Below are 26,687 nucleotides of genomic sequence, written 5' to 3'. Positions count from 1 at the left end.
GTCCCCATGCTTTTCGTGCTCTTTTTCATAGCGCTGGGCGCATTTGCGGACCCGCAACACGACGACTTCTGTTTCTCATACCGATATGTTGAAGAGGGGCTGTACGTTTCGCTGATGCGATTATATGGGGAGTTGGGCGGACGCGTCCTCCCCTATGTTCTCATCGAAGTGCCCGCGATCATCGCGCAGGCGACGGGCGTAAGCCTCCTTTTTGCATACTCCCTGACAATGATGACAGGCGTGATCCTGTTCGTCATCGGCTGCATGATCGCCATTTGGCGCGCGTGGCCGCGACTTCGCGGGTTGCCCTCGCTATTTCTCGGCATCGCCTTCGCCGCCGCAATCATCGGTGCTTCGCCGAGTGTAAGCGAACTGCTCTACTGGCTTCCGGGGGTCGCGTGTTACGTTCCGCCGGCGATCATCTGCATCCTGATCCTCGGGGAATGCGTTCGCGCACTGGACAACGAGGCCGATTTTTCGGCGACTGCGACCATCTGGATGGCTGCCGGGGCCTTCATTGCGGGATTGTGCAACGAGTTTACGACCCCGTGGATCGTCGCCATTCTCATCGGCTCCGCGTTCGCGCGTCGCATGTTGGAGCGGAGAATGCAGATCGGTTGCCATCTGCTCATCGCTGTCGCCGCCTTGGCAGGTTGGACAATTGTCGTGACGGCAAGCGGCAATGGCTCCCGCATGTCGCAGATGACAAATGCCGGCCTGTTCGGCCATTCGCTGCTCGAGGCGTTCCGCTTTGGTCTTGCGCAGCTGGGGCGATTCCTGCGCGACCCCGGGGTGATCGCCTGGCTGGTTGCCGTCGGCGCATTGACGCTTGCTGCCCCCCTACCGGACCGGCCCGATCATCCCCGCGCGCGGGTGCTGGCGCCCGGCCTGATGATCCTCTGTCTTGGATGCTGCTATTTCGAGTATTTTGTTCACTACTACTCGACAGGTATTCGCCTGGTCGAGCGAGCGCAAAATCAGGCGCTGATTCTGCTGCTCTTCGGTTCGGGACTGAGCGTTTCACTGTTGGTCCGGACCTATCGCCAAGAGCTCGAGCAATTGCTTTCCAAGAGGGGCGTGCTTCTACCGCTCAATTCGACGGCGTTGCCGCTTACCCTGGCCGTCGTCGTGGCGGCCTCGCTCCTGCTCGGCAGGACGGGCCGTCTGGTATATGCCGAGGCATCGAGCCTCTATCCCTACTGGCGTGAGACGGTCGCGCGCCACAAACGCCTCTCCACGACACCTGACTCGGTCGTGATCGTGGCTCAGCACAGATGGAAACCGACCCTCTTGCTGATAGCCGACGTGATGGTGAACAAGGGATGCGTCGCCAGATATTTTGGGAAGACCGATTTTATCGTCGTTGAAGCACCCTCGGAATGAGTGCTGCCACGGCGACGGCCGGATTCGTGGCTCTGCAGCAGCCTAAAGCGCGATGAGGTTTGGATGAATCCCTAGATGCGGGAGCTGAAGTCTCTGGGGCCGGTTTCGGTCGGAGGGGTGCCGTTGAGCATGCCGGCCGTGGTGGCGGCGCCGGAAAGCTGAAGGCACGTCAAGCAAAGCAGTTGGGAGGTAGCGCGGTAACTTGATCCGAAGTTCACGCTGACGGGCTTATAGCGCCGAGGTGGACGCGCGCAGCCAGGTAACAACGGTGAGCGCGATTGGATTGGTGGACTGTCGTCGCAATCGAAGTTTCAGTTGCTGGGCCTTGGCCTCCAGCCGTATTCCTGATGCGAAATCGTGGCGGTGATGTCGGCCTCTTTGTCTGCCGAGAGGCGCCAGGCTGCCACTCCGAAGCACAACGTCAAGATCAGGGCCGTCGCAAGCAGAAGCATCGAGACGAAATGGCTCACGCGCGTCACCAGCGGTTGGGAACTACGAGAGAGCGAACACGAGTTGCCGATTCGGAAAATACAGACGCGCTGACCTAAACGACCGATTTCCACATCCAGTCACACAGGACCAAAGGCGCTCACGATCCCGATCGTGATCGGGACCAGCGCGACGATTGTCCATAAAGCGGGCGAACTGGAAGATAGACCGGCGAAAAAGATCAAGAGACCGAAGCCCACGAGGGCCGCCGAGATGGCATAGGCGAGTGCTTTTTCCATCGTTCGATCCACGAGGAAGCGGGATGGATTGCGCTTGTAGGACTCACCGCCGGTCGAAACGTTCCTATGCTCAGCTGGATCAGCGGTGCAATGGCAACGTTTGGAGCTTAGCTCAGCATGCCGACTGCAACTGCAACTCCGAAGGCTGGAGGCACCAAATCACTTGGCCATAAATCTCTTGGCCATGAATCACTTGGCCATGACTGCGCCAGTCTGGCACGGGATCAGCGGCGCGCGCCTCTAAGGTGAAGACGGGTTAGTCCCGGTCTTCCGCTCAAGCAGCGCCATTTCAACCTGGTCAGCAAGGACCGTGAGGTGGCGCGCAAGCCGGTCGAACACTTCGCGCTTGGCTGGATCGGTAGCCAAGTCGCGAATCAGGGCGCATTCGGCCGCATCTTTGCGGAGTTTCTCGATCTGCGCCAGATAATCCTTCATCGGCAATTCGCTCCGTTCTGCGCAAACGGAACGTACAGCCAATGTTCGAAAGCGAACAGACGTGATTGCCAAACTTTCCTAGTCTTCGCTGGCTTTGGCCTTCCCTAAAAAGGTCAAGCACCTCCAGCGGCCCCGGCCTCCACACCCCAAAAGCCCCCACGGTCGGGGCCGTCATGGGGCGCTACGCCCGATCTAGATCCCACGCGCAAAGCCCGTGTCTCCAAGCAATTCGCATCGCGCGACCTGCGACAACCGCGCAACACTTTCCACTGGAACTGGCTGCTCGCGAGTGCATTTTTCGATTGCATGGTTTTCCCTGTTATCTCGGTCGGCTCGGGGTGACGGAGGGGGCGTACTATGAGCACTTACGATCGCACCGCTGTTCTGAAACAGCGTTTCGACGAGCTCGCTTCCGGGCTTTCCGAATTGCAAGATCTGCGCTCGCGCGTATTCGCGGCCGAGCAAAAGCAAGAGAGGCAAAGTCCCGAGGGCAAGCCGCCCCCGACGATTCGCAAGAGTGCCAAACCTAAATCGCGATCAGCAGAAACCGATCGACCGAAGAGGCGCTAGGCGCGGCCCCCCGGTTCACGCTTCAAGAACAAGGGCCGCTGCTCTGGAACAGCGGCCCTACCGGGTTACAATAGATCCGAGATAAAATTTGCCAGCCCCGGTAACGACATGGTTCGTCCTGGAGGATGTTCCTGCATCAACAAATGTGAATCCAAAGGAACGGCCCCGAGCGTCGCGGGGCTGGCTGCGGACACACCGGGGCCGCCCGACGCACCATTCAGTCTGGCACGCCGGGGGATATCGTCTGCTCAAACATTCGAGCGGGGTGTCTCAAAAGATACCGACCAGAAATTAAATTTCCTAGGGGTGCAGAACCAGCCCCAACTCGAATGCGAAGAACGGGATGGATCCAGGAGGGCCTCAGGTGCGGCAACGCGAACGACGGCCGGTGAACACGTTCGATTGCGGCTGGCGAGAAAGGAGACCGCAACGATTGGGACCGCCGGTTCACGCTGGCGGGCCACTGTCATTCGTCGCAGGTGGCCTCTCGACGCGCGAGGGCATCAGCAGACGTAGCAATTGCTCAGCTCGCTCCTTGGTCAGATTAGCCGCCATGTCGGTCCCGATCAGTGCTGGGCCCTTGCGTTCTCGATCGTAGACCATCCAACCTTTGCCTCCCATTCGAATGAAAAATCGGCTTTGCGACGGAACCTCGTCAGTCAATGAAGCATGCTCCCGGTTTGCTCAGCACTCACAGGAGCGGCATTCATCTTTGTAGCTTCAATCGCATATGTGAATCGTTTCGGGAAAAAGTGGCACCGTCTCTTTCTTGGCGCTAACCTTGCGCGATACGTGAGTCGGGGGATTCATGGATCGGAAGCCCATTGAGAGCATGTGTCTCGAAGAGCTGTGGCGACTGCACACCCTGGTCAACGATGTTCTGGCGGAGAGGCTTGCGGCGAAGAAGCAAGAGCTAGAACGACGACTACAGCTCCTTAACCGCGAAGGCAAAGCTCCCCATTGAGGCCGTCGCCATCGGCTCGCCGGTTCACGCTGGCGGCTAGCCGCTCGGGAGAACCGTCACTGCCGGCGCGAACCGTTCCGAGAATGTTGCGGCCTTTGCATCCCGTGCTGCGGAAAGGGCGGCCGAGATAAACGTGGAACATCCGATGGTTGCCAGCGCGAGGAGTGCCGCACCGATAATCAGGCTACGCATTCCACTCTCCCTGAACGGGCGTTACAATCACAGCATCGGACTGCATTGTTTCAGTTTCGCTTCGTTGGGCGCCTAAAATGGCTTCGTACACGCGGCCGTGAATGCGCTGAACCAGAAGCCGGTAGACCAGCACACGGCGCAATCCCCACCTCGCGCTACTTGCTGTCGTGGCTGTGAAGAAGTGCCGTCACGACGACGGCCCTTCTTCATTTGATTGCGAACGGCGTCGCTTCACGCGCGCGCTCCAGCAGATGACAATGAACAACACGGCGGCGACGGCGACCTGACCAGCGAACGCGACAAGCTTTAAATTGCGGCTAAGTTTGGTGAGCGCGCTGGGGCTCGAACCCAGGACCCCGTGATTAAAAGTCACGTGCTCTACCGGCTGAGCTACGCGCTCCCATGGCCGCTGATGGCTAAGATAAGAGATCGCCATCGTGTTCGGACATTCGAGAAGCATGTCTTGCCGCTTCGCTGAAAATCGCGTTGCGGGGAAAACCGGTTGTTTCCGGATCATGCCTTCGGCACGGGCTGTGTAGGGGGAGTGGCAGCGGAGGTCAATAGTGCGGGTGGCTGCCGAAGATCGCGGCAGGAGCTGGGATTTGATTGGGCTATCCGTCGCTTAGGCCAAAATTCTCACCTCAATTGGCGGCCGGTCATCCACGCCGAAGACCACGTGACTTCTAAGCACGAGGTCCGAAGACCGGCGTGGAGCCGGATCAGTTCGTCTCCCGCCGCACCTCGCTCGGCACAGGCTGCGGCGTGCCGGTCGGGTGGGGCAGCGCGACCGGGCGCAGGCCGATCAGCTCGGCGGTGCGGATCGCGCTATCGCGCCAGAACTGGAACGAGTTGATGCGGCTGAGCTCGAGGATGGCGATCGCGACGGCGGCCAGGAACGGCAGGCTCTGCAGCACCAGGACGCCGGCGAAGATGTAGATCTCGGTGATCTGGCGGAAGCTGTTGGAAGCGACCAGGACGCCGGCGCCAACGATGAGCAGGATGCCGATCACGGCCTCCCAGAAGGCCTGGAACTCGATCGACATCCTGCTAAGGCCGCCCTTCGAGGTGCGGGCGAAGGCGATGTGCTCGGTGATCAGGCCCTGCGCCACCGCGCGCGACACCGTCCATTGCACGCTCATCGCCGCGATCATGGCACCCAGCATCTGGCCGGGCTTGATGGCGACGCGGGCGCGGTACATCGACAGGAAATGCACCAGCGAGACGACGAAGGCGCCGATGATCGGCAGCGTCAGGATCTTGTCGGGGATGGCGATGTCGGCGAAGGCGACGATCGGCACCCAGACGAGGTTGAGCAGCGCCACGACCACGCCGAGGCTTTCGGCGCCCAGCCAGTTCAGCCAACCCAGGCCATATTCGCGCTTCTGGTCGGGCGTCAGCCGGCTCGCACCGGGCAGGAAGCGGCGCCAGTGCTTCTTGACGATCTGCAGGCCGCCATAGGCCCAGCGGTGCCGCTGCTTCTTGAAGGCCTCGTAGGTGTCGGGCAAGAGGCCCGCGCCGTAGCGGGTGTTGGTGTAGTGGGTGGTCCAGCCGAGCTCCTGGATCGCAAGGCCGAGATCGCTATCCTCGCAGATCGTGTCGCTCGACCAGCCGCCGGCCATGTCCATCGCGGCGCGGCGGATCAGGCACATCGTGCCGTGCACGATGACGGCGTTGAGCTCGTTGCGCTGGACCATGCCGATGTCGAAGAAGCCGGCATATTCGCCGTTCATGATGTAGTGCATGATCGACAGATCGCCGTCGCGATGCTCCTGCGGCGCCTGCACGAGGCCGACGCGCGGGTCGGCGAAGGCGGGCACGAGGTCCTTCAGCCAGTCGGGCTCGACGACGTAATCGGCATCGAGGATGCCGATGATCTCGGCATCGGCCGCGGTGCGGTCCATCGCGATGCGCAGTGCGCCGGCCTTGAAGCCTTGCACCTTCTCGGCGTTGATGAACTTGAAGCGTTCACCGAGCGCGCGGCAATGGTCCTGGATCGGCTGCCAGAAGGCGGGGTCCGGCGTGTTGTTGATGATGACCACGCATTCGTAGTTCGGATAGTTCAGCCGCGACAGCGCATCCAGCGTCTGCTTCAGCATCTCGACCGGCTCGAAATAGGCCGGGATATGGATCGAGACCTTGGGGCAGTAATTCTCGGGCACGTTCTCGACCGGCTTGTCCTTCGTGATCAGCCGCTGCGGCGGCCGGCCGAAGGCGACCGCGGCGATCTCGTCGATGCGCGCCATCGCGATGAGGACGAGCGGAACAAGGAGGATCATGCCGAGCGTCAGCGCGAAGGCCGAACCGAAGATGAAGTAGTGGCTGTTCCAGAACGCGAACACGGTCGCGGCCCAGGCGCCGACGCCATTGGCGGTCGCCGACAGCAGGAAGGCCTGCCTGGCGGTCGCTTTCTCGATCCGCAGGATCGGCAGCGACAGCAGCACGCCGACCAACAGCGCGATGCCCATCAGCTTCCAATAGTCGGGATTCTCCACTGGGCCGGTCCAGGCGAATTTCGGCTCGCGGCTGGCATTGAGGACGCCCCAATACGGACCGACGCCGCCTTCGAAGAATTTCCAGGGCTGATCGATGGCTTCGACGATGTTGTATTCCATGCCGATGGCTTCGGCGCGGCTGACGAAGTTGCGCAGCACCAGCGCCTGCTGGAACGGGCCGGGATCGGCGTTGCGCAGATTGTAGCCCTGGCTCGGCCAGCCGAACTCGGCGATCACGATGCGCTTGCCGGGGAACAGGTTGCGCAGCAGGTTGTAGCGGTCGACGGCCTGGTCGACCGCCTGGTCCGAGCGGAAGTTTTCCCAATAGGGCAGCACGTGCGCGGCGATGAAATCGACACTGGAGGCGAGCTCGGGATTGTCGCGCCAGATGTTCCAGATCTCGCCGGTGGTGACGGGCACGCGGACCGAGCCCTTCACCTTCTTGATCATGTCGATGAGGTCTTCGACCTTCTGCTCGCCGCGGTAGATCACCTCGTTGCCGACGACGACGCCGGCGACGTTGCTGTTCTTGCGGGCGAGCTCGATGGCGGCCTTGATCTCGCGCTCGTTGCGATCCTTGTCCTTGTCGATCCAGGCGCCGACGGTGACCTTGAGGCCGAACTCGGCCGCGATCGGCGGCACCAGCTCGACGCCGCCCGTGGACGAATAGAGGCGGATCGCGCGCGTCATGGTCGACAGCGTCTTCAGGTCGGCACGGATTTTCTCGACCGTCGGGATGTTGTCGATGTCGGGGTGGGCCGAGCCTTCGAACGGCGCGTAGGAGACGCTGGGCAACAGGCCTTTGAAGTCCGGCGCAGGTTCCCTGTCGCGCAGGGCTCCCCACACGCCTGCATGGAGCGCAGACACGAGCAACAGAACGGCGGCGACAACGCGCATCGCGGCTAAACCAATAGGGGCTGAGGTGGCAGGGAAGCGGATCTGACCCCGAGATCCGACCGTGTCCGCGGCAAAGGAAGCATACCTCTGCCGCGCGGTTTCACAACTGTCATGGCCTCATGTCCTTATGAGGGCATGCCTTTTCGAACGACGCGCGGCAGTGCCAACCGTGTCTATGGCCGATCGTTCCTGAACGGCAGCTGAAACGACCAGAGCTATTTAAGAGCTCGGGCTATTTCGCCGGCGCCGGGGACGGGCTGGCCGCAGGCGAGGGGCTCGCCGCCTGCTGCGGCTGCGCATTGGCGGCTGGCGCTGCCGGCTGGGAGGCCGCGGCCGCCGCCTGCTGCGGCTGGGCGGCCGGGTTGATCCAGCAGGCGTGCACGCGGCTGTCCAGGGTCTCGGCCACCTTGGGATCGATCTGGCCGCCGAAGCGGGTCAGGCAGCGGAACGCGGCCTGGATGTGGCCGCCGGGACAGCCGAAGCGGTCGTAGAGGTCGAGATGGCGAAACGCGGTATCGAGGTCATCCCGCCACATCAGCCGCACCACGCGCCGGCCGAGCCAGACGCATTCGGGATTGCCGGCCGGGCCGTTGATGACCTGGGCGGCTTCCGCGAACTCGTCGGTGCGGCGCTGATTCTGGGCGGCGTCCTTGGCGGCGTCGGCGGGCTGGGCGGCCGCCTTGCCCTGGTCGGGGGCCGGCGTGCCGCTCTGGGCGGAGGCGCCGCCAACACCGATCAGAACGAGCAGGCAGGATACGGCCAAGGTGGCGGCGAACTGCCGCAGGACCGCATTTCGTGACTCGAACACCCGTTGCCGCATGAATTCCCCAATGTATCCGCTGGCCGTCCGCGTCAGGAGCCCCGCGGACGCGCCAGCTGATGGCGTCCAAATGGGTCTCCAATGCGGCGGAAAAGTCTTTCGGAGTCCATGACCTGTATTTCGAATTTTGTCCAGCAAAGTCACGATCCTAGATCACGGTCGAACGGCCGCAGGTAAATTCCTTTGGGGGCGCGAAGGGGTCCACTGGGGGTGCCCCCTTGGCAGACGGCGTGCGAGAAGGTAATCGACGGCCCTTCGCGGAGGACGGAACCGATTTCTCTTCGTACGCCACTGGCGCTTCTGCTCGTCTCACTGGGTGCGATCGCTGCCGTGTGGTGGTGGCTTGCCACGCCGATCACGCTCGCGCGCGCCCCGATCGACCCCGCCGACAAGGTTCAATGCGTCTCCTACGCGCCGTTCCGCGGCGAGCAGTCGCCGCTGGACGCATGGACCCATATCGAGGCTGACCAGATCGAGCAGGACCTGCGCCAGCTCAAAGAGATCACCGACTGCGTCCGCACCTATTCGATGGAGAACGGGCTCGACCAGGTGCCGGCGATCGCCGCCAGGGTCGGCGGGCTGAAAGTGCTGCAGGGCATCTGGCTCTCCAGCAACCGCACCAAGAATTTCGAGCAGGCCGGGCTCGCCATCCGCCTCATCAAGCAATTCCCCGAAATCATCACCGCCGTCATCGTCGGCAACGAGGTGCTGCTGCGCGGTGAGATGACGACGGCAGACCTCGTCTCCCTCATCCGCCTGGTCAAGACCCAGGTCAGCGTGCCCGTCACCTATGCCGATGTCTGGGAATATTGGCTGAAGAACCGCGAGGTCTATGACGCGGTCGATTTCGTCACGATCCACATCCTGCCTTATTGGGAAGACTTCCCCATCAAGGCGAAGTTCGCCTCCGCCCATGTCGAGGCGATCCGCGAGCGCATGGCGGTGGCGTTTCCCGGCAAGGAGATCCTGATCGGCGAAACCGGCTGGCCGAGCGCGGGGCGCATGCGCGACGGCGCGCTGCCCTCGCGCGCCAACCAGGCGCGTGTCGTCTCGGAAATCCTGAGCCTTGCGAAGGCACAGAAGTTCCGCGTCAACCTGATCGAGTCCTACGACCAGCCGTGGAAGCGCAGGCTGGAAGGCACCGTCGGCGGCTATTGGGGGCTGTATGACTCGGTGCGCCGCAGCCTGAAATATCCGCCGGGCGACCCGATCAGCAATTTCCCGTACTGGAAATGGTACATGGGCGCGGGCATGGGCCTTTCCGTGCTGGTGTTCGCGGTCGCGGTGATCACGCTGCGCCGGCGGCCGTGGACGCCGCGCTTCCCGGCCTGGCTCGGCGTCGGCATCTCGGCGACGACGGCGGGGAGCCTGCTCGGGATCGGCGTCGACAAGATGTATTACGAGAGCTACGGGATCGGCGGCTGGCTGCTCTGGGGCGCATTGCTGCTGGCCGGCATCCTGTCACCGATCTTCTGCGCGCAGGCGATGGTGATCGGCCGCAGCCTGCCGACCTTCCTCGACCTGCTCGGCCCGCGCGAGGGCCGGAAATGGTCGAAGCTCACCGCCGTGCTCGGCCTGACGCTGGCGGTGACGGCGGTGATCGCGGCCGCGACCGCGCTCGGCTTCGTGTTCGACCCGCGCTACAAGGATTTTCCCTACGCCGCGCTGACGATGGCGGTGGTGCCGTTCGCGCTTTTGATGTTGAACCGGCCGCAGATCGGCCAGCGTCCGATCGCCGAAGCGGTGTTCGCGGGGGTGCTGGCGCTGTCGGCCGTGTACGTGCTGTTCAACGAAGGCCGCGACAATTGGCAGTCGCTGTGGACCTGCGCGATCTATCTGTTGTTCGCCCTCACGCTGTGGCGGGCGCGGGCCGAGCAAAGCCAAGAATGAGCAGGCCGATCGCAAGGCCCGACAGCACGACATTGTAAAGCACGATGCCAAGGCCGGCCGCGATGAGGCCGACCGTGAGCAGCACGATCGAGGGCCGCATCAGGTTCAGCGTTGCGACCACGAGCGCGACGATGCCGAACACCGAATTCTTGAACAGAACGGTCGCGACCGACCGCGACTTGCAGACCAGCGTCTGAAGCCCGGCGTCGCAGGCGAGCGCGACCTGCGAAAGCTCGATCGCGAGATAGCGCACGTAGAGCGCGCAGCCGACGGTGACGAATCCGACCACGAGCAGGAACTGCACCTGGTAGGGCGTGAGGCGGAAGGGCTTCTTTGTCATGGCGGCAATATGGTCGGGAAGGCGCGGGCAGGCAACAGGGCAGGCGATGTTTCTGTTGATCCGGCGGGCCCGCGCATCGTCCAGGAACACGCGAGCATCCCGCCGGTTCTGAACATGGTGTCGCCCAACGCAATTGCCGTCGAGGAGTGAGGCATGGACAAGCCGACGCAGCAGCAGCTGAGCGAGCTGAAGAGGCTCAGCAAGGAGGCGCGGGTGGAGGATTGGTCGGAAATCGTCCAGTCCAAGGACGAGGCGGAGATGCGCATCCGCGATCTGAAGGAAAAGGCGCGGATGGAATAAGTCATCGCCTGCGCCAAAGCGATCAAGCGCGATCAAGGGCAATCAGCTGCGACCTTGCGTGTTCCGGCTCTGCTCCGCCAGCCGGCGCTCGTATTTTTCAGCCAATGCGAGCAGTCGCTTCCTGATGTGGGGGTCGGCGCGGTCGGCCAGTTCGCGGATCAACGCGAGTTGCTCCCGCAGAAAGTTCGCGTCCGTCATCTCCGCTCCGAATCGAATTCGCCGCGGATAGTGCCTTCTTACGCGAACCTCCTCCGTATCATTTGGTATGTTCCGGCATGTCCCTGGCGCCCTATTTCAAGCCCAGCCGGCGCTCGACCCAGCCGAGAGCGAACAGCACGAGCAGCGTCACCGCGATCGCGGCGCCGACCAGCAGCCACGCGCCGAGTGCGCAGGCGATGCCGAGGCCGGCCGCAATCCACACGGTTGCGGCCGTGGTGAGGCCGTGAACCGTCTTCGCCTTGCTGTCGTGCAGGATGACGCCTGCGCCGATGAAGCCGACACCGGTCAATACGCCGGCAACGACGCCCTGGATGACCCTGGAGATCGCATCCGGGTGGTCGCGCAAATTCTGGAACTCGATCACGGAGATCGACACCAGGGCGGAGCCGAGAGCGACCAGCGCGAGGGTTCGCATTCCCACCGGCTTGTCGTTCATGTCACGGTCGATGCCGATCAGGAGGCCCGTACCTGCGGCGACGAGCAGCCTCAGCACATCATCAAGTTCGTTCATCGAATTCCGCAAAGCTAGGAAAGGCGGGGCGCCGTGAAAGAACGCAAACCCGTTGCAAAAGGCCAGCGTCCGATCGCCGCATGCAAGCGGCTTCCGTCGCGGACGGGGCGTTCTAGCGCCTGAAGAACGACGACAGCGTCGATGTCGCCGACGCGGTCTCCGGCTTGGCCGGCGCCGGCTGCGCCGCGGGTGGGGGCGCGGGCTCCTCGCGCTTCGAGGAGCGCTTTGACGAATAGCTGCGGCGGCGCTTGTCCGGCTTCTCGGGCTTTGCACTCGGCGCCGGCGCGGTTTCGGCTTGCGGAGCGGCGTCCTGGTTCTTCTCGGAGTTCTTGTCCTGAACCCTGTCTTGGGACTTCTCTGGTCCCTTGTCCGGCGTCTTCTCCGAGCCGCGCATCGACAGGCGCTGGCCGTCGAACACGGTGGTCTCGCAGTGACGGTCGCTGCTCTCGGCGAGGCTCGCGCAGAATTTTGCGGCGGCGGCGGCGTTGACCAGAGGGCCGGCACCGAGGCGGAGCTGCATGCCGAGGCCGGTGGTGCCTTCCTTGATCATGATGATCGGCCGCAGCGCTGCGATTTCCGGGTTGGACTTGGTCACGCCGCGCCAGAGCGCGCGCAGGCCGTCGATCGAATTGGCGCCGCCGAGATCGATCGCAAAGCGCGTCTGCTGAACCGCGATGGCAGGGGCTTCGGTCTCGGCTGCGTCCGGCGCTTTCGTTGTTGCCACGACGATTTCGGCCGCGGCGGGTGCCGGCTCGGTCTTCTTCTCGGCGGCCTTCTCAGCCGGCTCGGGTTGAATCAGTTTCGATGCGGCCGGATCCGGCGGGGCCATGAGCGACTTGGCGGGCACCAGCGGAATGGTCGGCAGCGCCGAATTCGTGACTGGATTCTGCTGCACGAGCGAGGCAGCGGCCGCGGTCTGCGGCGGCATGCTCGGCGGCTCCTTCAGCGCTTCCTTCGGCGTGTCCTTCTGAGCATCCTTGGCGGCTTCGGTGCGCGGCTTCTCGCCCGCCGGCGCCGGCGTCGAGGCGACCGGCGCGATGCTGGGCGCTGGTGCTGCGTCCTGCGGCTTCGCGCCCGGCGGTGTGGCGGCCTGTTTGGCAATGGCGCCGGTGACGGAATCGAGCCCTTGCTCCAGCACCGTGACGCGCGAATACAGCCGGTCGCGGTCGCTGTTCAGCGTCTCGATGGCGGCGGCGAGCCGGCGCGCTTCGTTCTGGCTTTCCTTGGTCAGCAGCTGCAGCCGGTCGGCCTGGCGCACGAGATCGGCGGATGCAACCTGGTCGCGCCGCCAGCCGAGCTGGGCCTGGTTGGCCATCACGGCAACGACGACGGCGCCGACGGCCGCCACGCCCCACGAGCCCAGCCGCCACATCAGGCGCCGGTCGAAGGCGCTTTCCTCGGCCAAAAGTCCGGAGAACAGCCCGCCGGTCTCCTTGGTGGAGAAGGCATCCGCCAGTGGGTCGGAATCCTTTGCCATGAATGTTAAGCGCCCAGCCCTGTCCGGCTTCCCCGAATCAATCAGGGAACATTAACAGGAAAAGCGCGCCGCACTTGAATTCCGGGCGTTTGCGGGGGTAGCTAGGCGATAGCTTCCGAGGGCCTCGCCGCCCGTCCGCACCAATTTTGATTCGGCCAATAGCTGTCAGGATTTCAATGACCGCCCGTTCCAGCCTTACGATCGTGCTCGCCGCCGGCGAAGGCACGCGCATGCGATCGAGCCTGCCGAAGGTGCTGCATCCGGTCGCTCACCAGAGTTTGCTCGCCCATGTGCTCGCCGCCGCACCCAAGGGAACCGGCACCTCGCTCGCGGTCGTGATCGGCCCCGATCATCAGGCAGTCGCCGACGAGGCCAAGCGTATCCGCCCCGACGCGCTGACCTTCGTGCAGGCCGAACGGCTCGGCACCGCGCATGCGGTGCTGGCGGCGCGCGAGGCGATCGGGCGCGGCGTCGACGATCTCCTGATCGCGTTCGGCGACACGCCGCTGATCTCGGCCGAGACCTTTGCGCGGCTGCGCGCGCCGCTCGCCCGCGGCGCCGCGATTGCCGCGCTCGGCTTTCGCGCCGCCGATCCGGCCGGCTACGGCCGCTTCATCGTCGAGGGCGACCGCCTGGTTGCGATCCGCGAGCAGGCCGACGCCAGCGCGGACGAGCGCAAGATCGATTTGTGCAATGCCGGCGTGATGGCGATCGACGGCCGCCGTGCGCTCGACATTCTCGGGCAGATCGGCAATGCGAATTCCAAGGGCGAATATTATCTGACGGATGCGGTCGAAATCGTCCGCAGGCAGGGATGGGAGGCCGTGGTGATCGAGACCAGCGAGGACGAAGTGCGCGGCATCAACACCAAGGCGCAGCTCGCGGAAGCGGAAAGCGTGATGCAGGCGCGCTTGCGCAAGGCGGCGATGGAGGCCGGCGTCACGCTGATCGCGCCGGAGACGGTGTATCTGTCCACTGACACCGTGTTCGGCAAGGACGTTACCATCGAGCCGTTCGTGGTGATCGGCCCCGGCGTGTCGATCGCGGACGGCACGGTGATCCATTCGTTCTCGCATATCGTCGAGACCACGCTCGGCAAGAAGGTCTCGATCGGTCCCTATGCACGATTGCGGCCCGGCACCTCGCTCGGCGACGGCGCGCGCATCGGCAATTTCGTGGAGACCAAGGCGGCGACGCTGGAGGCCGGCGTCAAGGTCAACCATCTCTCCTATATCGGCGACGCCACCGTCGGCGCCAATTCCAACATCGGTGCCGGCACCATCACCTGCAACTACGACGGCTTCAAGAAGCACAAGACGGTGATCGGGCAGGGCGCCTTCGTCGGCACCAACTCCTCGCTGGTCGCTCCGGTGACGATCGGCAAGGGCGCCTATATCGGCTCGGGCTCGGTGATCACGAAGGACGTACCCGACGACGCGATGGCGCTGGAGCGCAACCAGCAGACCATCCGCGAAGGCGGCGCGGCGCGCTATCGCGAGCTGAAGACCGGCGGCAAGAAGCCGGAGAAGTGATCCTCGTCAAGGCGTAGCCCTAACTAAGGGAATGCGGGCTGGATCACGGAACTGCAAGGAGCGCTTGATCTGCTCAGTGCGCTGCATCCGGCCGAGCTAGCCTGGCCGGCATGCACTGTCTCAGCTCGTTCACCGCCAAGCGGACTCTTGAAGGCGCATGTGCCGTCTGGGACCACACGGCGTAGACAGAGTTGCCGAGAGCTCGGTGGCCATTGAGAACCCTCACGAGTTGACCTGATTGGAGCCGGCTGTCGACCAACCAGGTCGGAAGGCAAGCGATCCCAGCGCCATCCACCGCAGCCTCGGCCACGGCCTCCAGGTCGTCCAGCCGAATACGGCCGCCGACGGCAAATTCGATCACGGCACCGTCCTTCGTCGCGAACCGCCAGGGCTCGGCGCGCCCGCCACGACGGGCATAGGGTAGACAATCGTGGCTTGGGAGCTCGCTTAGATCGGATGGGCAGCCCCGCGTCGCGAGGTAGGTCGGCGCTGCGCACACCGCCATGTCGAATGCGTCGAGGCTGCGCGCGATCAGTCCGGCACGGTCGGGCAAAGGCCCGATCCGCACGGCCAAATCGATCCGTTCTTCGACGAGATCGACAAGATGGTCGGCGAACCGGAGATCAAGCTCCATGGAGGGGTGCCGACGGGTCAGCCCGACCAGGATGGGCGCGACGCAGAGCCGACCCAGCAAGACTGGAGCGCTAACGCGGAGCACCCCTGTTGGCGAGCGATCACTGCCACCCAACGCCGCTTCGGCCGCTTGGATATCGGCCAGAATGCGTTGGCAGCGCTCATAGAAGCTCTGGCCCTCGTCGGTCAGGCTTTGCGCGCGGGTTGTACGGTTGAAGAGGCGGACGCCCAGCCGCTCCTCCAGGCGGGCGATCGTCTTGCCGACCGCTGATCTGGTGAGACCGAGTTGTTCAGAGGCGCGCGCGAAACTGCCGGAATCCGCGACCTGCACGAAAACGGAAATTCCGCTCAAACGATCGACCATGGCTGCCTCAGGAGAAGATCTATCGCCATTGAACGGACAAATGACCGCCAATGCGGACGTCTGAACCCCAATATAGATCACCTTCGGAGCGTGCGACAGGTTGGAGAGCGCGATGAAGACTTGGCAGGTTCGAGGGCCTGGACGCGATTGTCTGAAGCTTGCAGAGATCCCCCGGCCGTCGCCCGGTACTGGCGAGGTGTTGGTGCGCGTGCACGCTGTGTCACTCAATTATCGAGATCGCCTCTCGATCGACAACAACGGCTATGCGAGCTACGGCCTGCCGTTCACGCCTTGCTCCGATCTTGCCGGAGAAATCGAGGCCTTGGGCGCTGGCGTGTCGCGCTTCACCATGGGCGAGCGGGTGATCAACAATTTCAACACGGACTGGATGGACGGTCCGCCCCCGCGCATCGCCGGCGTGGTGGCGAGCTTCGGGGGACCGGTGCCGGGTGTGCTGGCTGAGTACGTGGTCGTCCCCGAGGCTTGGCTGGTCAAGGCGCCCGAGAGCTTGTCGTACGCAGAGGCGAGCACCCTGCCGTGCTGCGGGCTCACCGCATGGACCAGCCTTGTGGAGCTTGGGCGAATACGGCCTGGCGAGATCGTGGTGGTTCAGGGTACGGGTGGCATGTCGATCTTCGCGATCCAACTCGCCGCAGCCGCCGGTGCAGAGGTGATCGTCACTTCGAGCAGCGACGCCAAGCTCGCGCGGGCCAAGGCACTTGGGGCGCGGCACGGAATAAACCGAACCACGAGTCCGGACTGGGCCGCGGCAGTGTTGGAGCTCACAGGCGGACGGGGCGCCGACCATATTCTGGAGATGGCTGGCGGCGACAACCTCGCAAATTCGGTGAGGGCCATCGCGCCGGGAGGCCGCATCTCCTTGATTGGCGTGATTGACAGCTTCAACTCCAGCTTTCCCTCAGTGCCCGCCATCTTGGCGCAGGCGACGATCCAGGCCATTTACGTGGGACATCGGCGCGGGCTCCAGGACTTGGTGCGCGCGGTTGACCGGATCGGCCTGAAGCCGGTGATCGAAGCCGAGTTCGAGTTCGCCGACTTCCTCTCAGCCCTCGATGTTTTCGCCCAGGGCCCGTTTGGCAAAGTCGTCATCACCGTTGGACGGTGATCAAGCAGGCGATGCACGGGACGCTGCGAGAGGCTATTCGTCGTCGGCGAATTCGGAGAAGATCGCGCGGGTCAGGCGCCAGCCGCGCGGCTTGGCGCGCTTCGCCGGCTCGCCTTCGGGATGTTTGATGAAAAGGGGCTTGTTCTCTTTGCCGCGCAGCGGCGGCGGCCAATGCGCAAGGTGCGTGCCCGTGGTCTCGCTGGCGCGCAGATACGTCGACGACAAACCTTTGCGGTCGGACGAGCCCTTCATGACTTTTACTCTCCTGGACGGAAATCGTTGGCCAAATTCGTTGACAAGAGGTTAATCTGCGCGGTTTAAGGCCGGCCAATTCGACGCAGGCGAAAGCAGAGGTCGCGGGCCAGTGCTGTCTCAATCAGCAATAATTATTGAGTATCTGGTTCCCTGGGATTTTCGCTAAAAACCGAGCGCGTCGTTTAGGCGATTTTTCGACGATTTGGGGGATAGTGGTCCGCATGTGCGGGATTGTCGGCATTCTCGGGCGCGAGCCGGTTGCAGAGCAATTGGTGGATTCGCTCAAACGTCTCGAATATCGCGGCTACGATTCCGCGGGCGTCGCCACGCTCGAAGGCAAGCACCTCGAGCGCCGCCGCGCCGAGGGCAAGCTGAAGAACCTGGAGAAGCGGCTGGAGGCCGAGCCGCTCAAGGGCACCACCGGCATCGGTCACACCCGCTGGGCTACCCACGGCAAGCCGACCGTCAACAACGCCCATCCGCACGCGACCGAGCGCGTCGCCGTGGTCCACAACGGCATCATCGAGAATTTCCGCGAGCTGCGCGAGGAGCTCGAGGCGAAGGGCACGGTGTTCCACACCGAGACCGACACCGAGATCGTGCTGCATCTCGTCGACGATTTGCTCACGCGCGGCAACAAACCCGTGGAAGCGGTGAAGCTGACGCTGGCGCGCCTGCGCGGCGCCTTCGCGCTCGGCTTCATCTTCGCCGGCGACAACGACCTCATGATCGGCGCCCGCAACGGCCCGCCGCTGGCGATCGGCTATGGCGACGGCGAGATGTATCTCGGCTCGGACGCCATCGCGCTCGGCCCGTTCACCGACACGATCAGCTATCTCGAGGACGGCGACTGGGCCGTGCTGACCCGCAAGAGTGCGACGATCTTCGACAAGGACGGCCATGCCGTCCAGCGCGACAAGATCAGGCACGCCGCCTCGACCTCGCTGGTCGACAAGGCCAATTACCGCCACTTCATGGCCAAGGAGATCCACGAGCAGCCGGAGGTGGTCGGCCACACCCTGGCGCGCTACGTCGATATGGCGACCGAGCGCGTCGCGCTGCCGGTCAAGCTGCCGTTCGATTTCAAGAATATCCAGCGCATCAATATCACCGCCTGCGGCACCGCGAGCTATGCCGGCTTCGTCGCAAAATACTGGTTCGAGCGCTTTGCGCGCGTGCCGGTCGAGGTCGATGTCGCCTCCGAATTCCGCTACCGCGAGGCACCCTTGCGCAAGGGCGATCTCGCCATCTTCATCTCGCAGTCCGGCGAGACTGCCGACACGCTGGCGGCGCTGCGCTATGCCAAGGCCGAGGGTGTGCACACGATCGCCGTCGTCAACGTGCCGACCTCGACGATCGCGCGCGAGAGCGAGACCGTGCTGCAGACGCTGGCGGGACCGGAGATCGGCGTCGCGTCGACCAAGGCCTTCACGTGCCAGCTCATGGTGCTGGCAAACCTTGCGATCGCGGCCGGCAAGGCGCGCGGCGAATTGTCGGATGAGGACGAGACCAAGCTCGTCCACGGGCTCGTCGAGGTCCCGCGATTGATGGCGGACGCGCTCACCACCGAACTCCAGATCGAGAAGCTCGCATACCGGATCGCCAAGTCGCGCGACGTGCTCTATCTCGGCCGCGGCACCAGCTTCCCGCTGGCGCTCGAAGGTGCGCTGAAGCTGAAGGAGATCTCCTACATCCACGCCGAGGGCTATGCCGCCGGCGAGCTCAAGCACGGCCCGATCGCGCTGATCGACGAGACCATGCCGGTCGTCGTCATCGCACCCCACGACCGCGTGTTCGAGAAGACCGTCTCCAACATGCAGGAGGTCGCCGCGCGCGGCGGCAACATCATCCTGATGACCGACGCCAAGGGCGCGGCGGAGGCGACCGTCGAATCGCTCGTCACCATCGTCATGCCCGACATGGCGGCAGCCTTCACGCCGATGGTCTATGCCGTCCCGGTGCAGCTGCTCGCCTATCACACGGCCGTCGTGATGGGGACCGATGTCGATCAGCCGCGCAATCTCGCCAAATCAGTGACTGTCGAATAGGCAATCGGGATATCGGTCGGCCGCAGTCTTCCAAAACCTGCTAGAAGACCCTAGCTTGTTGGTAGCGACCGACCTGGAACCCGAATGACCCCCCGCGACGACGCGCCTGCGCCTCTTGATCCCCTCCCGGAACCGCATACCGGCCTGATGGGCCGCTTCCGCAATTATTTCCTGACCGGCCTCGTGGTGACGGGGCCGATTGCGATCACCCTCTATCTGGTCTGGTGGTTCGTCACCTGGGTCGACGGCGTGGTGCGGCCGTTCGTGCCGCTGGCCTATCGCCCGGAAACCTATCTCCCTTACGTCGTTCCCGGCTGGGGACTGATTGTCGCATTCTTCACGCTGACGCTGGTCGGCTTCCTCGCGGCCAATCTGATCGGCCGCACGCTGGTCGATGTCGGCGAGACCTTTCTCGGCCGGATCCCGGCGGTGCGCGCGATCTATCGCGGCCTGAAGCAGGTGTTCGAGACGCTGTTCTCGGGCAAGGGCTCGAGCTTCCGGAAAGTCGGCCTTGTCGAGTTTCCTTCGCCGGGCATGTGGTCGATCGTGCTGATCTCGCAATCGCCGAACGAGGACATCTCGCGCAGCCTGCCGGGGCAGGAGGAGCATGTCTCGGTATTCCTGCCGTGCTCGCCGAACCCGACCACCGGCTTCTTCTTCTATGTCCCCAAGAGCAAGATCATCGAGGTCGATCTCACCGCCGAAGACGCCGCGACGCTGATCATGTCGGCCGGCGTGGTGCAGCCGGGCTCGGCGCCCGATCCGAAGAAGGCGGCCGCGCTTGCGGGCATGGCGAATGCCGCGCGTATCGCCAATGCCTCCTCCACGCTCCGGCCCGAGCCTGCGAAGGCGGAGTAGGGCCATTCCGCCGCGGGATGGTCGCGTTCACGTCGGCGCATTCGTCCTCTGCTAGTCTCAGGTCGACCGGGCGTGCCGCTCGGCGTTCGAGCTGGAGTGCATGATGTCCAAAACCATTGCGATCCTCGCCCCCGGCGCCATGGGAAGCGCCGTGGCCCGCCGTCTCAGCGAAAACGGTGCGCGCGTGCTGACGTCCTTGAAGGGGCGGAGCGAGGCGACGCTGAAACGCGCGGCGGATGCCGGCATGATCGGCGCCGAGGACGACGCGATCGCGGACGCCGACATCATCCTCTCGATCGTGCCGCCGGGCGAAGCCGTCGCGCTGGCCGAACGGCTGGCCGCGCTGATCGTCAGGCGCGAGAAGAAGCCGATCGTGGTCGATTGCAACGCCGTCAATGTCGATACCGTGCAAAGAATCGAGGAGATCATCGGCTCGGCGCAGGCGCCGTTCGTCGATGCCGGCATCATCGGCTTTCCGCCGCAGCGAGGGGGCAAGAGCCCGGCCTTCTACATGTCCGGCGAGCACGCCAAGGACGTCGCCGCGCTTGGGGATCTTGGCCTCGACGTGCGGATCGTCGAAGGCCCGGTCGGCGCGGCGTCGGCGTTGAAAATGTCCTATGCCGGCATCGTCAAGGGTCTTGCCGGCATCGGCTCGGCGATGGTGATCGCGGCCACGAAGGCGGGCGCGGCCGATGCGCTGCGCGACGAACTCGCGCTGAGCCAGCCCGCCATTTTGGCCCGGCTCGAAGTCGCACTGCCCGACATGATCCCGAAGGCCTACCGCTGGGTTGCCGAGATGCGGGAGATTTCCGGATTCCTCGGGCCCGATCATCCGGCCAGCCAGATCTACGAGGGTTTTGCGAGATGGTTCGAGCATCTCGCCGAGGATGCGAAGGGGGAGGCGGCGGACGCCGCGTTGATGAAGGCCTTCGCGGCGAGCATCGCGCGGAAGAAGACCTAGGCCGCGTTCTCATGCTGCCATGTCTTGGCAGCATGACGTAATATGCCTCGCATGAGGCTCGCCCATGTCCCGCTCGCAACGACTGCTCGATCTGATTCAGGTGCTGCGCCGGCATCGACGGCCGGTCGCGGGCGCCGCGCTCGCCGACGAGGTCGGCGTGTCGCTCCGCACGCTCTACCGCGACATCGAGACCTTGAAGGCGCAAGGCGCGCACATCGACGGCGAGGCCGGGGTCGGCTACGTGCTGCGGCCCGGCTTCATGCTGCCGCCACTGATGTTCAGCGAGGAGGAGATCGAGGCGCTGGTGCTCGGCTCACGGTGGGTGGCGGAACGCGCCGATCAGCCACTCGGCGACGCCGCCCGCAACGCGCTCGCCAAGATCGGAGCGGTGCTTCCGGACGACTTGCGCGCTGGCCTCGATGCGTCGAGCTTGCTGATCGGCCCGGGTGAAGCGCTCGCGGCCGGGGATATCGAACTCGCATCGATCCGCGACGCGATCCGTGCCGAGCGCAAGATGCAGATCGCCTATGCCGACGGCAAGGGAAGTCCATCGCGGCGCACGATCTGGCCGTTCGCTCTGGCCTTTTTCGATCGCGTGCGCGTCGTCGTCGCCTGGTGCGAGCTTCGTGACGGCTACCGGCACTTCCGAACGGACCGCATCACGGCACTGAAATCGACGGCCAAACGCTATCCACGACGGCGCGCCGCGCTGTTGAAGGAATGGCGCGCTCTGGAGGGCGTGCCGGAGCAGTGATGGCCTCGACGCTGCTGACATAAACTGACAGCATGCCGAGCTATAGGTCTCTGCGTCGCGCTCACGTCACCGAGCGCCGAACGAGGAGACCTCACATGCCAGACTTCAGCTTCCTGCTGCTCCATGTCGAAAGCCCGGCGGCAAGCGCCAAGTTCTACAACGAGCTATTGGGTATCCCGATCATCGAGCAGTCGCCGACATTTGCCATGCTGCCGTTGCGTGACGGCGTGATGCTCGGATTGTGGTCGCGCGCCACCGTCGAACCGAAGACCGCCGGGCAGCCCGGCAGCAGCGAGGTGGCGTTTACGGTCAGCGACGCGGCCGCCGTGGAGGAAACACACACGGCCTGGAAAAGGGGCGGACTTGCGATCGCCCACGCGCCGACCCGGATGGACTTCGGCACGACCTTCGTCGCGCTCGATCCGGATGGTCACCGCTTGCGCGTATTCGCGCCGGAGGCCGCGTGAGCCCGCGGAGCTGGATCGCCGTCGCCTCGGCCGAGCATGTGCGCATCGGCCGGGCTCAAGGCTTCATCGCCTATCCCGCCCCGATCAACGGGATCGCTTCGTCCCGTTCGTACAGATACAACAGGCAGCGCAGCGCCTCGCCGCGCTCGCCCTTCAGCTTCGGATCCTCTTTGAGGATCCGAAGCGCCTCGTCTCTGGCTTGGGCGATCAGCTGGCCGTGCACCTCCGGGCGCGCGATGCGGTAGCCGGGCAGGCCGCTCTGGCGCACGCCCAGCACGTCGCCTTCGCCGCGCAGCTTCAAATCTTCCTCGGCGATGCGGAAGCCGTCGGTGGTCTCGCGGATCACTTTCAGGCGCGCCTTCGACATCTCGCCGAGCGGCTCGCCATAGAGCAGGATGCAAGTTGACGCCTCCGAGCCGCGTCCGATGCGGCCGCGGAGCTGGTGCAGCTGGGCAAGACCGAAGCGTTCGGCGTTCTCGATCACCATGATGGTCGCGGCCGGAACGTCGACGCCGACCTCGACCACGGTGGTGGCGACCAGGAGGCCGATCTCGTGGGCGGCGAACTGGCTCATGACGCGGTCCTTCTCGGTGCCCTTCATCTGGCCGTGGACGAGGCCGACGCGGTCGCCGAAACGTTTTTGCAAGGTCTCGAACCGCTTGGTCGCGTTGGTGAGATGCTCGGTGCCCTCGGCCTCGGATTCCTCGACCAGCGGGCAGATCCAGTAGACCAGCTTGCCGGCTTCGAGCGCGCGGCCGATACCCTCCATGACCTCGCTGATCCGGCTCATCGGCACGGCGCGGGTGTCGATCGGCTGGCGGCCGGCCGGCTTTTCACGCAGCTCGGAGATGTCCATGTCGCCGAAATAGGTCAGCACCAGCGTGCGCGGGATCGGGGTGGCGCTCAGCACCAGCACGTCGACGGCCTCGCCCTTGGACGTCAGCGCGAGGCGCTCGCGCACGCCGAAACGGTGCTGCTCGTCGACGATGGCGAGCGCGAGATCCCTGAAGATGACATCGTCCTGGATCAGCGCATGGGTGCCGACGAGCAGGTCGATCTCGCCCGCGGCGAGCTCAGTGATGATCTCGCGCCGTTCCTTGCCCTTCTCGCGGCCGGTGAGAATGGCAACGCGCAATCCCGCGCGCTCCGCAAGCGGGGCGATGGTCTTGATGTGCTGGCGCGCCAGGATTTCGGTCGGGGCCATCAGCGCGGCCTGCTTGCCGACCTCGGCGACCGCGGCGGCAGCGAGCAGCGCCACCACGGTCTTGCCGGAGCCGACGTCACCCTGCAGCAGGCGCAGCATGCGCACCGGCTGCTTCAGGTCTTCGGCGATCGCCGCCGCAGCGCTGCGCTGGGATGGTGTCAGCGCGTAAGGCAGGGCGTCGATGATCTTGTTGCGCAGATGCCCGTCGCCGGCATTGCGCACGCCGGCGGGGCGGCGCAGCTGCGCGCGGATCAGGGCAAGCGCGAGCTGGCCGGCCAGCAGCTCGTCGAAGGCGAGGCGCGACCAGAACGGCCGGTCGGGCAAGATGTCGGTCAGCTCGACCGGCTGGTGCACGCGATTGAGCGCTTCCGCGATCGGCGGGAAGTCGCAGCGGCGCAGCACCTCCGGGCTGATCCATTCCGGCAAAGCGGGAAGCTTTTGCAGCGCCTGCGCGATCGCGCGGCGGAGCGAGCCCAGCGCGAGCCCTTCCGTCAGCGGATAGACCGGGTCGATCCCCGACAACTTCGAGATCGCCTCCTCGTCGAGCACGCGGTCGGGATGCACGATCTGCGGGATGCCGTCATACATCTGCAGCGTGCCGGAGACGTAGCGCTTCGCGCCCATCGGCAGCAGCTTCTCGACATAGCCCGGCTTGGCGCGAAAGAAGGTCAGCACCACGTCGCCGGTATCGTCGCTGGCATAGACCAGATACGGCGCGCGCGCGTTGCGCGGCGGTGGCGGGCGGTGGCGATCGACGGTGACCTCCAGCGTCACCATGGTTCCAACGGCCGCGTCTCGGATCTTCGGCCGGGCGCGGCGGTCGATGACCTGGCTCGGCAGATGCAAAAGCAGATCGACCAGCCGCGGCGTCTCGCTGCGGCTGAGCAGGTACTGCAGCAGCTTGTCCTGCTTCGGACCGACGCCGGGCAGGCTGGTCACGGGAGCAAACAGCGGATTGAGCAGGCTGGGGCGCATTCGTGGAATCCAGAACCGTTCGCTGTCGTGATGGCCAGTTTTGTGCGGGACGTCCACGGCTTTATTCCGGCCTAGCCATGACGGGCCTGCCTGGACCGGCGGAATGCTGCCGGTCCAGGCGCGATCATGCTACGCGGCGTGAAACGCCGCGCCTTTGAACCGCTTGACCGGCCGGCCGCGCTCGAGCTGGTCGTGTGCCGCGTGCGCCTCGGTCCGGGCGGCGATCGCGGCCAGCTCGCCTTGCAGCCTGAGCAAGGCCGCCACCCGGTCCAGTGCCAGCGCCTTGTTCCGATGCTGCGAACGTTCTTCGCGCGCCACGACCGCAAGCCCGCTCAGAAGGTGGACGGCCCGCACGGCGCTTTCGGTCTTGTTCTGGTGCTGGCCGCCCGGGCCGCCGGCACGGAAAGCTTCAAAGCGAACGTCCCCGGCGCTGATCGCCTTCGGCGCGTCCGGCAGCGCGGGAAGCTCGACAATTCCGATGAACCAGTTCTTGCGCTTGTGATGCGGCCTAAGCGGGCTCTGCGCCGTCCATTGGATCGCGCCGATCCACGGCCGCGCAAAGGCAGCCGCGCCATCGCCATGGACGACAACGACCGCCGATGCCGGACCGTGCTTGTCGGGGCGGGGGCCTTCGAGATGGTCGGTATCGAAGCCGAGCGCGGTCGCTTCGGTGATGAGCGCTGCAACGGCGTTCGCGACCGCGATCCGGCATTCCGCCGGACCGCGTCCGCTGGTGAACAGGAGCCGGATCATCGGCGATCCTCCTTCCAGCTCCTGTCGCGCTTGCCGCTCGCCGCGGCGGTGGACTGGCTCTTCTTGAAGGTCAGCAGCGGCCGGAACGTGGCCACCACGCGCACGAGACCGAACTCCACGAGATCGGCGATGACGCGCTCGATGCTCTTGTAGGCGTCCGGCGCTTCCTCCGCGAGCAGGCCGCGATCGCCGCAGACGACGATGCCGCCGAACGGGTTGCGTTCCAACTTTGCGACGTCCGACTTCTTGACCCGGACGCGGCCATGCATGGACGCGCGGTCGTATTTGCGCCCCGCCCCGTGCGCGAGCGATGCAAGCGCCTCGGCCTGCATGTCCGCCAAAGGCTCGACCAGATACGACAGCGTTCCGCGCGACCCCGGCACCGGCACCAGTCCGCGATCGGCGGCCGCCGCTCCCTTGCGATGCAGCGCCAGGACGTCACCGGCGGCGTCATGCCGGCACTCGACCATGTTGTGCGCGAGGTCGCTCACCGGACGCAGACCGGCGCGCGCGGCAACTCCGGTCCGCTCTGCAATGATGCGGCGATTGAGCTTCGCCCATCGCACCGCGTGATCGTGGTCCGCCAGATAGGCATTTGCCGCGTCGCTGCCAATGGACAGCGACCCCTGTCCGCCCTGCAAGGCCCGCTCCAGGATCGAGAAACCGAGACCCCGCGAGCCCGAGTGAACCAGGACATAGGCCAGGTTCCGGTCGAGGCCGGCGCGTGCAGCTGCGTCCGGCGCCAGGATCTCATCGAGGGCCTGGAGCTCGCAGAAATGATTGCCGCCGCCGATGCTGCCGAGCGCGGCATCGAAGGCGGTGGCGCCGAGCTCAGCGTCGGCAAGCGCGGTCTCGACGCCGCCGTCCCAGGGCTGGTCGAGCGCGTGCATGCGCTCGGCAAGATGATCGAGCCGCAGTTTGCGCGCTGCGACGTCGAGCTCGAACAGGCCCATGCCGCAGCCGATGTCGGAGCCGACCAGTTGCGGGTGGATACGCTCGGACAGAATGGCGCAGCCGACGGGGCCATACTTGCCGGGATGCAGATCGGGCATAGCCGCGACCGCGCGCACTCCGGCGAGACCCGCGACCTGTTCCAGTTGCAGTGTTGCGTTGCCTTCGATCCACGATTTGGACGAGGCGAAGAGGTGGATCGGCGCGCGGCCGTCCACGTTGGGAAAAGTGCCCATTGAAAGCTTTCAGGAGATAGGGATCGTCGACACGCGCGAGGCGCGCGTGGTTTCCCTAACGGCGCGGCCAACGCTCGCGCGGTTTAGGCGATGCCCTCGACGGGGCGGCGAGACATGATCGTCATCGAGCCTTCTCCCAGAGATGATCGCGCCAGAAGGGCGCCGGATCGGGCGACAGACATAGCGGCGAAATTGCAAGGCCGCAAGTCACAGTTGCTGGGTGGCGGTGGCGCGGCTCTTCCCGTTGCGGGTGGGTCCGGCGATCGGACCTGCAGGCCACACCCGGCATTTTTGCACGGATCCTCGCGGGGAAGACTGCTGACTTTCCAGGGGGCAGGGCCTATATCACCCC

Annotated in this window: 25 protein-coding genes and 1 tRNA gene; 11 read left to right on the top strand and 15 right to left on the bottom strand. The window is 64.8% G+C overall.

Features of this window, described 5'->3' with window-relative positions; all coding sequences use genetic code 11:
* The first annotated feature begins 6 nt into the window (after positions 1–6).
* Entirely contained in the window at positions 7–1,383 is a 1,377-nt protein-coding gene (locus N2602_RS20370) for a DUF6056 family protein (RefSeq protein WP_260379230.1), read from the top strand.
* A 569-nt stretch (positions 1,384–1,952) separates the two neighbouring features.
* Here N2602_RS20370 and N2602_RS20365 read toward each other — a convergent pair.
* Together N2602_RS20365 and N2602_RS20360 are read right to left on the bottom strand one after the other, a co-directional pair.
* Positions 1,953–2,111 (bottom strand): hypothetical protein, encoded by a 159-nt coding sequence (locus N2602_RS20365; protein WP_164936882.1) that lies wholly within the window; start codon positions 2,109–2,111, stop codon positions 1,953–1,955.
* Positions 2,112–2,351: 240 nt separating this feature from the next.
* A complete protein-coding gene (locus tag N2602_RS20360; protein ID WP_260379229.1) occupies positions 2,352–2,546 on the bottom strand; it encodes a hypothetical protein in 195 nt (64 codons plus the stop codon).
* Positions 2,547–2,903: 357 nt separating this feature from the next.
* Between N2602_RS20360 and N2602_RS20355 the strand changes: the two genes are divergently transcribed.
* Positions 2,904–3,116 (top strand): hypothetical protein, encoded by a 213-nt coding sequence (locus N2602_RS20355; protein ID WP_172783739.1) that lies wholly within the window; start codon positions 2,904–2,906, stop codon positions 3,114–3,116.
* A gap of 1,000 nt (positions 3,117–4,116) precedes the next feature.
* Here the strand turns inward: N2602_RS20355 and N2602_RS20350 are convergent.
* The 4 genes from N2602_RS20350 to N2602_RS20335 all read right to left on the bottom strand — a co-directional run bounded on the left by N2602_RS20350 (position 4,117) and on the right by N2602_RS20335 (position 8,481).
* Complete coding sequence (locus N2602_RS20350) at positions 4,117–4,272, bottom strand: hypothetical protein (RefSeq protein WP_172783740.1); 156 nt, start codon at positions 4,270–4,272, stop codon at positions 4,117–4,119.
* A gap of 324 nt (positions 4,273–4,596) precedes the next feature.
* Positions 4,597–4,672, bottom strand: a tRNA-Lys gene (locus N2602_RS20345).
* Between the two features lie 319 nt (positions 4,673–4,991).
* Positions 4,992–7,661 (bottom strand): glycosyltransferase, encoded by a 2,670-nt coding sequence (locus N2602_RS20340; RefSeq protein ID WP_260379228.1) that lies wholly within the window; start codon positions 7,659–7,661, stop codon positions 4,992–4,994.
* Positions 7,662–7,893: 232 nt separating this feature from the next.
* Entirely contained in the window at positions 7,894–8,481 is a 588-nt protein-coding gene (locus tag N2602_RS20335) for a beta-1-3, beta-1-6-glucan biosynthesis protein (RefSeq protein ID WP_260379227.1), read from the bottom strand.
* 330 nt (positions 8,482–8,811) lie between these two features.
* Here N2602_RS20335 and N2602_RS20330 point away from each other — a divergent pair, with 330 nt between their 5' ends.
* Positions 8,812–10,371 (top strand): beta-(1-6) glucans synthase, encoded by a 1,560-nt coding sequence (locus N2602_RS20330; protein ID WP_260379226.1) that lies wholly within the window; start codon positions 8,812–8,814, stop codon positions 10,369–10,371.
* Here the strand turns inward: N2602_RS20330 and N2602_RS20325 are convergent.
* Positions 10,331–10,711, bottom strand: a complete 381-nt coding sequence (locus tag N2602_RS20325) for a hypothetical protein (RefSeq protein WP_260379225.1) — start codon at positions 10,709–10,711, stop codon at positions 10,331–10,333. The two genes, N2602_RS20330 and N2602_RS20325, sit on opposite strands and share 41 nt — an antisense overlap.
* 153 nt (positions 10,712–10,864) lie before the next feature.
* Between N2602_RS20325 and N2602_RS20320 the strand changes: the two genes are divergently transcribed.
* Complete coding sequence (locus N2602_RS20320) at positions 10,865–11,011, top strand: hypothetical protein (protein ID WP_172783745.1); 147 nt, start codon at positions 10,865–10,867, stop codon at positions 11,009–11,011.
* A gap of 42 nt (positions 11,012–11,053) precedes the next feature.
* On the opposite strand, the gene N2602_RS20315 is transcribed toward N2602_RS20320, so the two are convergent.
* From N2602_RS20315 to N2602_RS20305, 3 genes are all read right to left on the bottom strand, one after another.
* Complete coding sequence (locus tag N2602_RS20315) at positions 11,054–11,209, bottom strand: hypothetical protein (protein ID WP_172783746.1); 156 nt, start codon at positions 11,207–11,209, stop codon at positions 11,054–11,056.
* A gap of 91 nt (positions 11,210–11,300) precedes the next feature.
* On the bottom strand, positions 11,301–11,741 hold the full coding sequence (locus N2602_RS20310; RefSeq protein ID WP_172783747.1) for an MgtC/SapB family protein: 441 nt from the start codon (positions 11,739–11,741) through the stop codon (positions 11,301–11,303).
* Between the two features lie 112 nt (positions 11,742–11,853).
* Positions 11,854–13,218 (bottom strand): hypothetical protein, encoded by a 1,365-nt coding sequence (locus tag N2602_RS20305; RefSeq protein WP_260379224.1) that lies wholly within the window; start codon positions 13,216–13,218, stop codon positions 11,854–11,856.
* 176 nt (positions 13,219–13,394) lie between these two features.
* Here N2602_RS20305 and glmU point away from each other — a divergent pair, with 176 nt between their 5' ends.
* Positions 13,395–14,750, top strand: a complete 1,356-nt coding sequence (glmU, locus tag N2602_RS20300; protein WP_260379223.1) for a bifunctional UDP-N-acetylglucosamine diphosphorylase/glucosamine-1-phosphate N-acetyltransferase GlmU — start codon at positions 13,395–13,397, stop codon at positions 14,748–14,750.
* A 73-nt stretch (positions 14,751–14,823) separates the two neighbouring features.
* Here the strand turns inward: glmU and N2602_RS20295 are convergent, their stop codons facing one another.
* Positions 14,824–15,747 carry a LysR family transcriptional regulator gene (locus N2602_RS20295; protein WP_260379222.1) on the bottom strand — a complete coding sequence of 308 codons (924 nt, stop codon included), beginning with the start codon at positions 15,745–15,747 and terminating at the stop codon, positions 14,824–14,826.
* Positions 15,748–15,859: 112 nt separating this feature from the next.
* Here N2602_RS20295 and N2602_RS20290 point away from each other — a divergent pair, with 112 nt between their 5' ends.
* Positions 15,860–16,873 carry an NAD(P)-dependent alcohol dehydrogenase gene (locus N2602_RS20290; RefSeq protein WP_260379221.1) on the top strand — a complete coding sequence of 338 codons (1,014 nt, stop codon included), beginning with the start codon at positions 15,860–15,862 and terminating at the stop codon, positions 16,871–16,873.
* A gap of 33 nt (positions 16,874–16,906) precedes the next feature.
* Here the strand turns inward: N2602_RS20290 and N2602_RS20285 are convergent, their stop codons facing one another.
* The gene (locus N2602_RS20285; protein ID WP_212257132.1) at positions 16,907–17,125 is read right to left on the bottom strand and encodes a hypothetical protein; all 219 of its coding nucleotides are present in this window, start codon (positions 17,123–17,125) and stop codon (positions 16,907–16,909) included.
* Between the two features lie 224 nt (positions 17,126–17,349).
* On the opposite strand from N2602_RS20285, the gene glmS reads away from it, so the two are divergent.
* The 5 genes from glmS to N2602_RS20260 all read left to right on the top strand — a co-directional run bounded on the left by glmS (position 17,350) and on the right by N2602_RS20260 (position 22,216).
* Positions 17,350–19,176 carry a glutamine--fructose-6-phosphate transaminase (isomerizing) gene (gene glmS, locus N2602_RS20280; RefSeq protein WP_172783753.1) on the top strand — a complete coding sequence of 609 codons (1,827 nt, stop codon included), beginning with the start codon at positions 17,350–17,352 and terminating at the stop codon, positions 19,174–19,176.
* An 84-nt stretch (positions 19,177–19,260) separates the two neighbouring features.
* Positions 19,261–20,034 carry a DUF502 domain-containing protein gene (locus N2602_RS20275; protein ID WP_260379220.1) on the top strand — a complete coding sequence of 258 codons (774 nt, stop codon included), beginning with the start codon at positions 19,261–19,263 and terminating at the stop codon, positions 20,032–20,034.
* Positions 20,035–20,137: 103 nt separating this feature from the next.
* A complete protein-coding gene (locus N2602_RS20270) occupies positions 20,138–20,995 on the top strand; it encodes an NAD(P)-dependent oxidoreductase (RefSeq protein WP_260379219.1) in 858 nt (285 codons plus the stop codon).
* Positions 20,996–21,059: 64 nt separating this feature from the next.
* Positions 21,060–21,749: a YafY family protein gene (locus N2602_RS20265; RefSeq protein WP_260379218.1), complete on the top strand. Its 690-nt coding sequence runs from the start codon at positions 21,060–21,062 to the stop codon at positions 21,747–21,749.
* Between the two features lie 95 nt (positions 21,750–21,844).
* The gene (locus N2602_RS20260; protein WP_260379217.1) at positions 21,845–22,216 is read left to right on the top strand and encodes a VOC family protein; all 372 of its coding nucleotides are present in this window, start codon (positions 21,845–21,847) and stop codon (positions 22,214–22,216) included.
* A 70-nt stretch (positions 22,217–22,286) separates the two neighbouring features.
* Here the strand turns inward: N2602_RS20260 and recG are convergent, their stop codons facing one another.
* The 3 genes from recG to N2602_RS20245 form a co-directional block, all read right to left on the bottom strand.
* Positions 22,287–24,395, bottom strand: coding sequence for an ATP-dependent DNA helicase RecG (gene recG, locus N2602_RS20255; RefSeq protein WP_260379216.1), 2,109 nt, complete (start codon positions 24,393–24,395; stop codon positions 22,287–22,289).
* 129 nt (positions 24,396–24,524) lie between these two features.
* Positions 24,525–25,148 (bottom strand): peptide chain release factor H, encoded by a 624-nt coding sequence (gene prfH, locus N2602_RS20250; protein ID WP_260379215.1) that lies wholly within the window; start codon positions 25,146–25,148, stop codon positions 24,525–24,527.
* Complete coding sequence (locus N2602_RS20245; protein WP_260379214.1) at positions 25,145–26,335, bottom strand: RNA ligase RtcB family protein; 1,191 nt, start codon at positions 26,333–26,335, stop codon at positions 25,145–25,147. Before N2602_RS20245 ends, prfH begins: the two co-directional genes overlap by 4 nt.
* Positions 26,336–26,687: the final 352 nt, after the last annotated feature.

Source organism: Bradyrhizobium sp. NC92 (genome assembly GCF_025200865.1).
In the GTDB taxonomy this organism is placed as follows: Bacteria; Pseudomonadota; Alphaproteobacteria; order Rhizobiales; family Xanthobacteraceae; genus Bradyrhizobium.
This window is presented reverse-complemented; position numbering and strand designations above follow the sequence as displayed.